Here is an 11,853-nt window from a genome sequence, read left to right as displayed (position 1 = left end):
GCCCAAGTGATTAAAAAATCACGAGTAGCCGCAAGGCCGGTGTGTCAACGCGAAGCGTTGTCCACGGGCCGCGCAGCGCCGGAACGGCGCGGAGTGTTGGCATGAGCAGAAGCCGCAGATCCTTTTCCCCTGACCTGCTGGACAAGCTGCGTGCCATGACGCCGCAGGAAACCTTGGATAGCCTGGGCATCTACTGGAAACGTGACCCGGACTTTGTGCCGGTGAAGAACGCCCGAACCGTCCGGCTGTACGTTTCCATTGACGGCGGCGTGATCGAGCTGCTGGCCACCGGCCCGAAGTGGTACGACACCAGAATGGACAAAGGCGGCGGCGGTGCTATCGACTTAGCCATGCATCTTTTCCGCCTGGACTTTGTGCAGGCCGTCAAACGCCTTTCCGATACTGTTTCCGTCTGATCGAGTACCGCGCAAAGCGGTAGCGCGGAATTGTATTTGTAGTTGTATGTAGTACAATACAACATACAACATTACAGGCAGCAAGCGAGGTTGATATGGCACTTACCAAACAAGACATTTGGCGATGCGCGGACGAGCTAGACGCCGAAGGTATCCGGCCAACGCTTGCCGCCGTGCGCAAAAAACTCGGAAGCGGGAGCTACACGACTATTTCGGAGGCTATGGCCGAATGGAAAAACCGGAAACAGGCCAGCACCCTACCCGCACAAGAACCATTGCCCGCCGCATTCTCCGAGCAATTGGCCGAAACCGGTAACGCGCTATGGGCTATCGCCCTGGCACACGCGAACGCCCGGTTCGACGAAGATAGAAAGCACATCGAGGCCGACAAGGAAGCGATGCAGCAGCAGCTTGCCGAAGCAATCGAACTAGCCGACACCTTCACCCGCGAAAACGACCAGCTCCGCGAACGAGTGAATCAGCTCGAACCTATGGAACGCGAGCGCGACAAGCTGGCCGACCAGCTTGCCGAAGTGAAACGCCGCAGCGGCGAAGAACTAAACCGCTGCATGGAAAAGCTCACCCAACGCGATAACGAGGCTATCGAGGCCCGCAAACAGGCCAAGGAGGCCATCGAGCGCGCCGCCAGTCTGCAAGGTCAGGTGGAAGCCCTCAAAGAGCAGGTCGCCAATCTCACAGCCGTCTTGAAAACAGGAGGCAAACAATGAAAAGCGCCCTTGCCGCCCTTCGCGCGGTAGCGGCCGCTGTCGTCCTAATCGTCAGTGTGCCCGCTTGGGCCGACTTCCGGGGTGAAGTCGTCCGAATCCTTGACGGTGACACTATCGACGTTTTGGTGAACCGTCAGACCATCCGCGTGAGATTGGCCGATATTGACGCACCGGAAAGCGGCCAAGCCTTCGGCTCCCGTGCTCGCCAACGGCTCGCCGACTTGACCTTTCGCCAAGAGGTTCAAGTGACCGAAAAAGAGGTTGATCGGTATGGCCGCACTCTTGGGGTCGTTTACGCGCCGTTGCAATACCCCGGCGGCCAAACACAACTCACCAACATCAATGCGATCATGGTTCAAGAAGGCATGGCCTGGGCTTACCGTTATTACGGCAAACCTACCGACGCGCAGATGTACGAGTATGAAAAAGAGGCCCGCCGTCAACGGCTCGGCCTTTGGTCAGACCCGAATGCTCAGGAGCCTTGGAAATGGCGTCGCGCCTCGAAAAATGCCACGAACTGACACCGGGCACGCCCCTTGTTCGACGCGCCGCAGGCACGTCGAATTTACCGCCGGGACGCCCCTCGTCCCGACACTTCCAGATCGCCATAGCGCACAGCGCCGAGTCACCCGAAGGGCCGCAACGTAGTGGAGGACGGCAACGCCGTTGAACGGCGCGAGCACTATGGCACGCGAAGCGAACTTGACACGATGGAGGAAAGACCATGACCGACACGCGCCGCGAGCAGGAGAAAGACGAACGCCGGAAGCTGCAAGAGCAGTCGCGCCAGAATGAAGCGGAAACCATGCGCCTGCTGGCTTTCGAGGCAGGCCGCCAATTGGCCGAAATTCCGAAAGAAGCCAAAGGCAATGAACCCTTGCTTGAGAACTACAAGAGCGGACTACAAGAGACCCGAAAAGAGCTAGAAACCACGCCAGACGCCACTAAGAGCACCAACGCCAACCGGCTTGAGCGCGACGTAGAAAGGGCCATCATCGAGGCGCAACAGGTGCGCGAGGCAGTAGGCAGGGAGAAAGCCCGCGCAGATGAATTTCACCGCCACGCAGAACCGGGCGAAACTTACCGGGGCCGTGTGATCGGTCGCACCAATAGCTATGTCATTCAGGCCGACGATAGCCGCCCAGGCACGATCATTCTGCATGAACGCGCCGCTGTTTCGGGCGCGGAGAAAGTGAAGATGAACGATCATGCGGAGATTGCCTATCCGCATGGTCGCGCCGGAATCGTCCGCAACCCACAGGCCGCGCAACATCAACGACAGCGGCAGATGGAAAAAACCGGCGCAGGCCGAGAGCATGGGCGCTAACGATGCTGATGTTGCTACGGCGGCGGTGTCGCGCTTGGCTGGAAATTCGGCGGCTTGATAAAGAGCTTGCGCAGTCGAGCGGGTTGCCCCTCGAATTGCCTCAAATCGTGCCGAATGCTTGGAATGAGGTTGTTTGGCGGCTGCCCGTGCCGAACCATCCTGACGCCTTTATGACAGCTTCAAATCTTACTGCAAAAGCTGGTCTACTGTTCGTTGTACAACGTCGGCAATTTCTCGCTTCCAGGCGGGAGCTTCATGTGTTGGTCGCAGGCTGCCGCATTGTTCAAGTAGCTCTCGAATGAGCGCAACATCCACTTGCCCCGAAGCAAACAGCGCTTCAAACACGTCTTTGAACTGCGCCAAGGTAATCGGGATGATATCCAGCCGCATTTTCTCATCGGTATTGGTGTACCAGATACCAATACGGAAGGTTTCAGCGGTGTTGGAGTCGATTCTATTGGCGATGAACAAGCCGTAGACTGGTTTACCGGATTGCTCTTGGTAGAACGCCACGAGATCCGCCACATGGCGTCTTACCGGCTCTCCTTCTGCCGCTTCCTGGCGCGAGTTGGCCGTCAACGTGACTTCCACCACCAGCACAAAATCATCGAACTCGAAGATCAGATCCGGGCCATTGCCTGGAGCAGTACCTACCGGCAAGAAATCCTGATCGATCTTGAAGCGGCGAGCTTCATAGGGTTTGTTGGCCAAGCTGTTGATAGCCAGGAAGGCTCGCCACAGTACCCACTCGAAATATGCTGGAGCCTCGGCCTGTGGTACTTCAATCTCTTCGCCATTAGAAAGGGTCTTCCTGTTGCGGCGTGTGATGATCAGTTCCATGTAAGCAGCGATCTCTTCCCACACTGCTGCTTGCTGGGCTGCGTAGGCTTCTTCGTTCGCCTCAGCCAGAAGCGCCTCGATCTGGTGCCGGATAATCTCAATATCAGCCGGAGTATCGGTCGGTTTGCCACCAACATCGAAAGGAATGCCACGGCGTCTAAGTTGCTGCAACAGATCAGCCAGTACGGCCAGTGCCGAATCCTGGTTGTCTGTTGGCAAGGCAGCACCGTTACACAGCGTGATGAAGTAAGCCCGATCAGACTCTGGCACACCGGTTTCGGCAGTTAGCCGTTCTATGAACAGATGCTTCTCCGGCACTAGCGAGAGGCCACGCCCCTTGCTTTGCACAAGCCCCGTTGCCTTTAGATAACGAAAATTTGCGTCTGCATAGTCATTAAATGTCTGTACCTTGTAAGGCTCCCCATCCGGCTTGAGAATGCTCCGTGCGGTGGCTTCAAGCTCCTCACGATCAAACTTTTTCTTGTTGAGTGTCGAAGAGGCCCTTCTTTCCCGCAGCGCTAATACTTTCTCCGCAATTACAGTCAGATCATCATCAGGGCTTGTGACTTGCACCACCGTAGCCATCTCGATGAAGTTCAGTCGGCTTTCGCCTGTTTTGCGTTCAAGCTCAAGCATTACAGAGAGGACATGCCGCAACGGCGAGAAGGCCGTGCATTCAAACTCATTCTCCAAGACTGACGGAAGATAATGCGCTGCGAGTGCTCGCAAAAAGCACTCCTGCATGGCAGGAACACTTTCGGCTCTAATGAGACGCCAGCCATTCGGTGTGATCGTATCAACCGGACCTATATCATTCTGTGGTATGCCACTCGCTGCTGGTATCTGGGGAAATAAGAATCCTAGCTTAGTGAGTGCTGAGCGCCATTTCCGCCCGACACTATTGGTATTGTCGCTACCAAGGGCAACAATGCCGTGCTCACCCAGCAAATTGCGAAATGCAATATCCTGCGCGGAACCCCGCAAATTACCTTGGAGCGAAGAGGTAGACAATGCAACAAGCCCTTCCCGTAACCGGAAAGGGCTGCGAACTGTGGTATTACCCAGATGCCACGGCTTCATACGATCATTTCTCTCAATAGAACGTGGTCATAATAATGCCTTTGAGCTTATCGCGTGAGGGTTTCAAGCCGTTTCAGTCGTTGCTCAAGCTGGGATGCCTGCTGCAATAACTCAATAGCCAGCTCGGCCAACAGCGGATTGTCGGCCTTGGCCAAGGCGTTTAGATCTTGCACCAGAAAACTAGCGGCATGGCTGGATTTCAGCAAATTCTCTTGATCTTGACTATTTAGCATGGGGCAATCTCAGTAACCTACGAACAAGTATTCCTGTACCGCATTATTGTTGTCGCCAACCTTGTGTCCCTGATTGCCGAAAGAATAGCGGTAGTCCACTGGCACCACCTCAACATGGCGCTTGTGCTTCGCCATGATGGCCACCATCTCGTCCAGAGTTGGCTGGCTATTTGACGAGTAGGACACGACAAGCACGCTATCCCTGAAGCGCTTGAACAGCAGATCAAACGCCTCGGCAGCTCCCTTGCGAGAAGAGAACGGCGTCGGGTAGGACTTGAATTTCTTGGTGACAGTGTGCTCCTGAATCTCGACACCTTGCCAATCACGCGCCAAGCCTTCGACAAAGTGATAGCGACGCACGTATTCGTTGTCTGATAGCGGGGAATAGTAAGGCGGGTCAATATAAACCAGCCCGGATTCCTGTCGCTGCAAGGTCATAGCATCGCCGTTTCTGGCCTTGTTCTGCTTGCCATTATCGAAGACCGCAGCATTAACCATGCTCACCGCTTCCAAGAATTGGTCTCGGAACGACATCAGTAGGTCTTTACGTCCGTCATCATAGCGGTGGCCAACATAGGTAAAGATGCCACGCGGACGCTTCTTCAAGCAGGCGCGAACCAGCGAAGACATGGCAATTGCCCGTTTGTACGGGTTTTTAATCGCCTTGATGTTGGCACGCAAAATGTCAATCAGGCGATTGTCTTCGTCAGAGAAGTACAACCCCTGGAATTTGGTTTCGACAAAGTGATCTACTGGCTTTCTAGGCTCAAGCAGTGCCAATGCTTCATCCAGACCTAGCGTGATGTTGTTGTTTTCGATCATCGCCTTGGCGAAGGTAGACGACATGGCCATGTAGTCGTTGCTAATAACCGCCTTGCCATGCGACTTCAGCATGTACCCCACGATACCGGAACCGGAGAACAGGTCTACCGCTGTCTCGAACTCGAACTGAGACGCCACGGCCCAAATCTCTGACAATAACTTATTCTTCGAACCCATATAACGGGTTGGCGGGTATAGCAATGTTTGTTCAGACAGCGGTGCCGGAACCAGGCGAATATCAAAACGTGGCTTCGGCGGCACTGTCACGATGACATCTTCGCCGGTTCGCCCTTTGCCATTGCAGGAGATATAGCGCTTGGTCTGTATCACTTCGATGGAGAAAGCGCTGTATTGTTCATGCACCAAAGGGTGGTTCGAGTTTGTCAGGATGACATGGCAGCCCAACTCATGCAGACGCTTAACCTCGGCAGCGAGTTCTACATGATCTTCCTCGTAAAACTGCTCCTTGGTGTAGCGTTTGAAATCGGCGTACTCCGAAACGGGTAGGTAGGGAGGGTCGAGGAAAATGAAGTCGCCAGGTTGCGCCTGCTCCCGCAGCACGTCCTTGTAATCCCCGCAAATGATGGTCGTGTCCTGCAACAGGCGGGAGGCGGCTCTCAGTGCATCCTCATCAAGCACCTTCGGATTCTTGTACCGTCCGAACGGAACATTGAACTGCCCCTTCTTGTTGACCCGGTACAGCCCATTGAAGCAGGTGCGGTTCAGAAAAACGGTACGGGCAGCGGCCTCAACACTTGAGAGTTTCGTCCAGTCTTGGGCACGGACGGCATAAAACACCTCTTCGGTATTCTGATACTGGCGCAGCTGTGCCAACACGCCGTCAACGTCACTGGCCACGGATCGGTACAGATTGACCAATTCCGGGTTGCTGTCGGCGATCACTCCACCGGCTGGTCGCACGGCAAAGAACAGTGCGCCGCCACCAAAAAACGGTTCGATGTAGCGACCATACTTCTTGGGCATCTTTGGAATGATTTCCCCCAGAAGCTGGGTCTTGCCCCCGGCCCATTTCAGAAGGGGACGGCATTCCTGCAAGTCCCCCTGAACGAATAGTTCTTCTTGAGCTAACACGGCATTACTCCATCGGCAAATCTGTTTGCTTGCTGCCGCCAAATCGTCCTTTGGCTGCGCCTCCACGCGGCTTCTTCGGTTCAATCTCGATGCCATCGAGAATGGAACGGAAGTCCACCTTTTTATCCGCCATCGCGCCAAGCAATGCCGCAATCACCGCCAAATGTGACGGAACCTCGCCGAGCTTGGCGTAGTTGGTCACAGAGTTGCGGTGCATTTTTACCAGGTCGGCAAATTCACGGATGGTGAGTCCGGCCTTGCCGATCTGGCGTTGAAATTCATCGTAGGTCATGGCGCGAGAGGATACACGTTTTAATGAGTATAGCACACTTATTTATGCTAACAAGAAACAAATTAATGTTTTTTATTAATAAATTAATTTGCAAAGTCACTTGACGCGAGGGGTGATTTTTACCACAATAGACACATATATTTATGTGCAATAACGATCATGTCACAACACTTCCTGCTCTCCGCCCAAGCTCGCACCCTGTCGCTGCGCAAGATTTTTTCGCTCAGCGACGATCAGGCTTTCGAGATGTTCAAGCAGAGCCGTTCGGGCCATCACGACGCGATCTGCCCGTGCTGCGGCAGCATGGCCAAGCACTACTTCATCAAGACCCGCCGCCTAAAGACCGGAAGTATCCGTCGAGCGCCGCGCATTTTGCCGTGGGCATCGACAGCCCCGTTCCGCTTGCTGACGTAAGCCCGACCATGATTCTGGGCCATTTCGCGGTGTGTTTCACTGATGGCATGACCCGTTCAATGTGGCTTTTGGCCCATGAGGTTGCCGTGTTTCCGGTGCTTTCCCGTGATGAAGCATCCGCCGTTATGTTGGCAGAACACGTGGGCGTAGCAGCGCCGATTCAGGTTTCAAAGCTGCGTGAGCAATGCAGGAAGATCTAGGGCGTGTCCCTGCGCTTTGCTTCGGGCCGTGCTCTATTCCGTTTGACCTGGCCGCCGCTGCGCTCTGGCTAGGTCAAACTCCACCGAACCCCCTTCGGGGTTTCGGCCCATTCGGGTAACGATCACTCACGCCTCCGGGCCGCTATAGCGTCCCTGCGCGCCCCTATCGGGGCTTGCCGCCCCTTCGCACCCTGCCCCGGCTCATCATCCGCCCTTCGGCCGCTCACGCCCTTCAAGCTGCCCTACGGCTCGGCTTGTCCGGGCAAGGGTACGCTTCGCCGCCATCCTCACCCGTTCGGTGCTCGCCTTCGGCTGCGCTCCGCGTGCGGCTTCCGGTGGCGCCCTTGCCCGCGCCTCCCCTGCGGGCAGATCGGGCTTACCGCGACCGAACGACGAATGACGAGCAGACCCCGAGGCACCCGGTTTCATGCTCCGGGGCCATGAAGATGCGCCGCCTATCGGCGGCAGATCAAACCCATGAAGGGCGCTAAAGCGCCCTATTCGTCGGCCTTCGGCCGCCGCCCGCTTCCCTCGCTCGGAAATCAAAGCAGGCCCGGAAAAGCGCCGGAAAGCAAGGGTTAAGCAGTGAAAAAAGTATTGACACCTATTGACAACCGCCCTGTTTTGCATCATAATAGCATCATGGTTGCATCACTGGTGCAACGCAGGTGACCCGGAACAAAGCGGCGGCAACCGCTCCGGGTTTTGGAACTCTCGCAGGAGTCGAAACAATGAACGCAAAAACCAAGTTTGACCTTTACCAACACGTTACCGACCGCATCATTGCCAGCATTGAGGCAGGCACCCCGGCATGGCGCAAGCCGTGGACTGGTGAAGCCGCCACAATGCAAATGCCGCTGCGCTCCAATGGCGAAGCCTACCGGGGCATCAATGTTGTGATGCTTTGGCTTACCGCCGCCGAAAAAGGCTACCGCAGCGCCTATTGGTTCACCTATCGCCAAGCTAAAGAACTTGGGGGGCAGGTACGCAAAGGCGAGAAAGGCTCAACCGTTGTTAAATTCGGCACCATCGAGCGCGAGGACGAGCAAACCGGCGAAGAAAAGAAAATTCCCTATTTGAAGGGTTACACCGTTTTCAACGCCGACCAGATCGACGGCTTGCCCGAGCAGTACCACGCCGCACCGGCAGAAGCCGCCCGCGATCTTGGCATCGCCGCCGATCCCGAGCTTGACGCCTTTTTTGCCGCGACCGGCGCAGACATTCGCACCAGCAGCGAACCCCGCGCCTACTACAACCCGACCGGCGACTATATCCACATGCCGCCGATTGCGACCTTTCACAGCGCCGCAGGCTATTACGCCACGCTGGCCCATGAGGCGACCCACTGGACAGGCCACAAATCGCGCCTTGATCGTTTTAGCCGATTCAGCGACCGCAAGAGCTACGCTTTCGAGGAACTAATTGCAGAAATCGGAAATTGCATGCTTTGCGCAAGCCTTGGCTTGATACCCGATTTTGACCAATCCGCCGCATATGTTCAAAGCTGGCTGCGCGCTTTGAAGGACGACAAGCGGCTGATTTTCAAAGCCGCCACCGAGGCACAGAAAGCCGCCGACCTCCTGCAAGAGAACGCGGCCAACTTCCAAAGGAAAGAAGCCGCATAACCTGCCCTCCCCCGCTCCGGCGGGGGATTTTTTTTGTGCCATCAGTTACAAAATAAAGTGTTGACAGCTATTGACAAAACCCCGGTTTTGCATCATAATTGCATCATGGTTGCATCATTAAACGACGGAGGAAATATGCAAGTCCGAGTCATCGTAGGCGCACAGGCAGCCTATGCCTGCATCAGCCACGAAAGCGGCACGCTTGATGTTCGGCTCAATCCGGGCCGTTCGGCCCGCAAGAGCATGAAGGAAAGCGCCGCCGAGCTGCGCGAGAAGGCCGCAGAACTGACCCGCCGCGCCGCCCTCATCGAGAATGCGGCCGAGCTGGTCGATTAGTCACCCACCCCGGCCCGGATACAGCGGCGGCAACCGCTCCGGGCCACCACCACCAACGCAGGAGCAAGAGCAATGCAGCTACCCAAAACGATCATTTGGAAAGGCAACGAGTACGAAGTGCCCGACATGGCCGAAATTGAGAACTTTGTTTTTGACAGCGTTTGCGAAACGCCAGACGGCGAAACCGTCGAGCCAGATCACCCCGATTCCTGGCTTTCGCTTATTGGCCTGATCTAACCAACCAAGGCCCGGAACCGGCGGCAACCGCTCCGGGCCATTCCAGACAACAGCAGGAGTCGAAATCGTGAACAGCTACGAACAGAAGCAACAAGCCCGCCGCGCCCGTTACGAGGCCCGCGCCGACCAAGCCAGCCAAGAGGCCGACGCGACCTATAGCAAGGCTCGCACAATGGCCGAGGCTATCCCCTTCGGCCAGCCCATCCTAATCGGCCATCACTCGGAAGGCCGCGACCGGCGCTATCGCGCCCGGATTCATGACACCTTCGGCAAATCCTTTGCCCTGCAAGACAAGGCCAAGCACTACGCGGCCAAGGCCGCCGCAGTGGGAACCGGCGGCATATCGAGCGACGACCCCGACGCAATCGAGAAGCTACGCGCCGAGCTGGCGAGCGTGCGCGAAGCGCAAGACCGGATGAAAGCCGCAAATCGTCTCATTCGCAAGAATGACCGCCCCGGTTTGGCTGAACTTGGATTTACCCCCGACGAGATCGAGGCGCTTTTTACCCCCGATTTTTGCGGCCGCGTCGGCTTTCCGGCTTACGCCTTGAGCAACAACAACGCGAACGCCCGCCGCATCGAGAAGCGCATTAAAGAGCTGGAAGCCATGCGCGAACGCCCGGACGTAGAGCACGAAGGCAACGGCTACACCTACCGCGAGGACACGACAGAAAACCGCGTCATGTTCATTTTCACCGGCAAGCCCGATGCGGAGACGCGGCAGCTTTTGAAACGTCACGCCTTCAAATGGTCGCCCTCGCGTAATGCTTGGGTGCGTCAGCTCACCAACGCCGGAATTTTTGCGGCGAAACAGGTTCGCGCCACACTGGACGCCACCGCGTAAAAAACGCGGCGATGCGGGCAGCAGAGGCCGCCCGCATCGCTTGCCCACAGGATGCGCGCAAATAAAATAAGTATTGACACCTATTGACAAACCGCCCGCATTCCCTGATAATTTTTTCGTGGGTCGCCCGACCCATACCGGCTAGGCGGCGGCAACCGCCATGCCGGTTCCACTTACCGACAATGCAGGAGTCATATCATGAGCAATCGTTTTGAAGCCGAAGGCAACCTGGGCAACGTATCCGAGCTGCGCACCGTGAACGTGGGCGGCAAAGAACGCGAGGTGTTGGATTTTTCCATTTACATCGAACGGCGCGTGCCAGACGGAAGCGGCGGCTTTACCGATAAAGGCGGTTTTTGGCTAAATGGTTCGCTTTGGGGCGGCCGTGCGCGTGTTACCCATGAACACTTGAAAAAGGGTATGCGTGTGCGCACCGCTGGCGAGCTGCGCATGGAAACATGGGAGCAAGACGGCGAGCAGCGTTCCGGGCTGAAACTGGACGCCGAATATGTCGTCATCGACCCCATCACTTACGCCAGACGCGACCGCTAATCACAGAATCCGGGCGGGCTGGCCACCCGCCCTTTTTTAAGGGTGCAACCGATGGACGAAAACAAAATGACGGCCGCCGCGTTTGATGATCTAAGGCCGCGACTTGGCCGATTGACCGAGGAAACAATCGACATTGCCCGTGAGGTTCTAGTCGAGGGCAAGAGTCAAAGCGATGTTGCGCGTGAACGCGGCTTGTCGCGGCAGCGTGTCAGTTCGATGGTGAAAAGCGTAGTCTCGGCTGCGAACGAGATTCCGCGCGAATGGCAACGGGTCGAGGTTTGGTTGCCGCCAAACTTGGCCGAAAAGGTGCGGCAGATGGAAGCCGACGCCAAGGCAGATGTTGCCCGCAAGAACCAATCGACCGACGCGGCATAATCCACATCAAGCACCCAAGGCCGGAGCTAGGCATAGGGCGTGTCCCTGCGCTTTGCTTCGGGCCGTGCTCTATTCCGTTTGACCTGGCCGCCGCTGCGCTCTGGCTAGGTCAAACTCCACCGAACCCCCTTCGGGGTTTCGGCCCATTCGGGTAACGATCACTCACGCCTCCGGGCCGCTGTAGCGTCCCTGCGCGCCCCTATCGGGGCTTGCCATCCCTTCGCACCCTGCCCCGGCTCATCATCCCTATTCGGCCGCTCACGCCCTTCAAGCTGCCCTACGGCTCGGCTTGTCCGGGCAAGGGTACGCTTCGCCGCCATCCTCACCCGTTCGGTGCTCGCCTTTGGCTGCGCTCCGCGTGCGGCTTCCGGTGGCGCCCTTGCCCGCGCCTCCCCTGCGGGCAGATCGGGCTTACCGCGACCGAACGACGAATGACGAGC

At 56.7% G+C, this 11,853-nt stretch carries 15 protein-coding genes; 11 read left to right on the top strand and 4 right to left on the bottom strand.

Annotated features, from left to right (window positions below; translation table 11 throughout):
- Positions 1-101 precede the first annotated feature (101 nt).
- From BKD14_RS18090 to BKD14_RS18075, 4 genes are all read left to right on the top strand, one after another.
- Positions 102-416, top strand: coding sequence for a hypothetical protein (locus BKD14_RS18090; RefSeq protein WP_075657553.1), 315 nt, complete (start codon positions 102-104; stop codon positions 414-416).
- A 95-nt stretch (positions 417-511) separates the two neighbouring features.
- Positions 512-1,144 (top strand): DNA-binding protein, encoded by a 633-nt coding sequence (locus BKD14_RS18085; RefSeq protein WP_075657552.1) that lies wholly within the window; start codon positions 512-514, stop codon positions 1,142-1,144.
- Positions 1,141-1,665 carry a thermonuclease family protein gene (locus BKD14_RS18080; RefSeq protein ID WP_012196451.1) on the top strand — a complete coding sequence of 175 codons (525 nt, stop codon included), beginning with the start codon at positions 1,141-1,143 and terminating at the stop codon, positions 1,663-1,665. The genes BKD14_RS18085 and BKD14_RS18080 overlap by 4 nt, the downstream gene beginning before the upstream one ends.
- 203 nt (positions 1,666-1,868) lie before the next feature.
- Positions 1,869-2,471 (top strand): hypothetical protein, encoded by a 603-nt coding sequence (locus tag BKD14_RS18075; protein ID WP_075657551.1) that lies wholly within the window; start codon positions 1,869-1,871, stop codon positions 2,469-2,471.
- 186 nt (positions 2,472-2,657) lie between these two features.
- Here BKD14_RS18075 and BKD14_RS18070 read toward each other — a convergent pair whose 3' ends face one another.
- The 4 genes from BKD14_RS18070 to BKD14_RS18055 all read right to left on the bottom strand — a co-directional run bounded on the left by BKD14_RS18070 (position 2,658) and on the right by BKD14_RS18055 (position 6,830).
- Positions 2,658-4,322: an AlwI family type II restriction endonuclease gene (locus BKD14_RS18070; protein ID WP_210215536.1), complete on the bottom strand. Its 1,665-nt coding sequence runs from the start codon at positions 4,320-4,322 to the stop codon at positions 2,658-2,660.
- A 116-nt stretch (positions 4,323-4,438) separates the two neighbouring features.
- Positions 4,439-4,624, bottom strand: coding sequence for a hypothetical protein (locus BKD14_RS18065; RefSeq protein WP_046741656.1), 186 nt, complete (start codon positions 4,622-4,624; stop codon positions 4,439-4,441).
- A gap of 9 nt (positions 4,625-4,633) precedes the next feature.
- Complete coding sequence (locus tag BKD14_RS18060; RefSeq protein WP_075657549.1) at positions 4,634-6,538, bottom strand: Dam family site-specific DNA-(adenine-N6)-methyltransferase; 1,905 nt, start codon at positions 6,536-6,538, stop codon at positions 4,634-4,636.
- 4 nt (positions 6,539-6,542) lie between these two features.
- Positions 6,543-6,830: a DNA-binding protein gene (locus BKD14_RS18055; protein WP_075657548.1), complete on the bottom strand. Its 288-nt coding sequence runs from the start codon at positions 6,828-6,830 to the stop codon at positions 6,543-6,545.
- A 159-nt stretch (positions 6,831-6,989) separates the two neighbouring features.
- Between BKD14_RS18055 and BKD14_RS18050 the strand changes: the two genes are divergently transcribed.
- The 7 genes from BKD14_RS18050 (at position 6,990) to BKD14_RS18020 (ending at position 11,413) form a co-directional block, all read left to right on the top strand.
- Positions 6,990-7,244 (top strand): transposase, encoded by a 255-nt coding sequence (locus tag BKD14_RS18050; protein ID WP_210215535.1) that lies wholly within the window; start codon positions 6,990-6,992, stop codon positions 7,242-7,244.
- A gap of 931 nt (positions 7,245-8,175) precedes the next feature.
- A complete protein-coding gene (locus BKD14_RS18040; RefSeq protein ID WP_075657546.1) occupies positions 8,176-9,069 on the top strand; it encodes a zincin-like metallopeptidase domain-containing protein in 894 nt (297 codons plus the stop codon).
- A gap of 135 nt (positions 9,070-9,204) precedes the next feature.
- Positions 9,205-9,405, top strand: coding sequence for a hypothetical protein (locus BKD14_RS18035; RefSeq protein ID WP_012443528.1), 201 nt, complete (start codon positions 9,205-9,207; stop codon positions 9,403-9,405).
- A 72-nt stretch (positions 9,406-9,477) separates the two neighbouring features.
- Positions 9,478-9,642, top strand: a complete 165-nt coding sequence (locus tag BKD14_RS19415) for a hypothetical protein (RefSeq protein ID WP_012196445.1) — start codon at positions 9,478-9,480, stop codon at positions 9,640-9,642.
- 67 nt (positions 9,643-9,709) lie between these two features.
- Positions 9,710-10,486 (top strand): DUF3560 domain-containing protein, encoded by a 777-nt coding sequence (locus BKD14_RS18030; RefSeq protein ID WP_012196444.1) that lies wholly within the window; start codon positions 9,710-9,712, stop codon positions 10,484-10,486.
- Positions 10,487-10,684: 198 nt separating this feature from the next.
- Positions 10,685-11,038, top strand: coding sequence for a single-stranded DNA-binding protein (locus BKD14_RS18025; RefSeq protein WP_012196443.1), 354 nt, complete (start codon positions 10,685-10,687; stop codon positions 11,036-11,038).
- 51 nt (positions 11,039-11,089) lie between these two features.
- On the top strand, positions 11,090-11,413 hold the full coding sequence (locus BKD14_RS18020) for a TrfB-related DNA-binding protein (protein ID WP_012196442.1): 324 nt from the start codon (positions 11,090-11,092) through the stop codon (positions 11,411-11,413).
- Positions 11,414-11,853 lie beyond the last annotated feature (440 nt).

The sequence above is a fragment of the Pseudochrobactrum sp. B5 genome, from assembly GCF_001939785.1.
Lineage (GTDB): Bacteria > Pseudomonadota > Alphaproteobacteria > Rhizobiales > Rhizobiaceae > Pseudochrobactrum > Pseudochrobactrum saccharolyticum.
Note: the sequence above shows the minus strand (reverse complement) of the source record. Positions and strands in the feature narration are given on the sequence as shown.

Bases quoted from the DNA above. Each gene is read 5' to 3' on its own strand.
- BKD14_RS18040 (WP_075657546.1), top strand. From the start codon at position 8,176: ATGAACGCAAAAACCAAGTTTGACCTTTACCAACACGTTACCGACCGC.
- BKD14_RS18085 (WP_075657552.1), top strand. From the start codon at position 512: ATGGCACTTACCAAACAAGACATTTGGCGATGCGCGGACGAGCTAGAC.
- BKD14_RS18020 (WP_012196442.1), top strand. From the start codon at position 11,090: ATGGACGAAAACAAAATGACGGCCGCCGCGTTTGATGATCTAAGGCCG.
- BKD14_RS19415 (WP_012196445.1), top strand. From the start codon at position 9,478: ATGCAGCTACCCAAAACGATCATTTGGAAAGGCAACGAGTACGAAGTG.
- BKD14_RS18025 (WP_012196443.1), top strand. From the start codon at position 10,685: ATGAGCAATCGTTTTGAAGCCGAAGGCAACCTGGGCAACGTATCCGAG.
- BKD14_RS18080 (WP_012196451.1), top strand. From the start codon at position 1,141: ATGAAAAGCGCCCTTGCCGCCCTTCGCGCGGTAGCGGCCGCTGTCGTC.
- BKD14_RS18050 (WP_210215535.1), top strand. From the start codon at position 6,990: ATGTCACAACACTTCCTGCTCTCCGCCCAAGCTCGCACCCTGTCGCTG.
- BKD14_RS18065 (WP_046741656.1), bottom strand. From the start codon at position 4,624: ATGCTAAATAGTCAAGATCAAGAGAATTTGCTGAAATCCAGCCATGCC.
- BKD14_RS18055 (WP_075657548.1), bottom strand. From the start codon at position 6,830: ATGACCTACGATGAATTTCAACGCCAGATCGGCAAGGCCGGACTCACC.
- BKD14_RS18035 (WP_012443528.1), top strand. From the start codon at position 9,205: ATGCAAGTCCGAGTCATCGTAGGCGCACAGGCAGCCTATGCCTGCATC.
- BKD14_RS18090 (WP_075657553.1), top strand. From the start codon at position 102: ATGAGCAGAAGCCGCAGATCCTTTTCCCCTGACCTGCTGGACAAGCTG.
- BKD14_RS18075 (WP_075657551.1), top strand. From the start codon at position 1,869: ATGACCGACACGCGCCGCGAGCAGGAGAAAGACGAACGCCGGAAGCTG.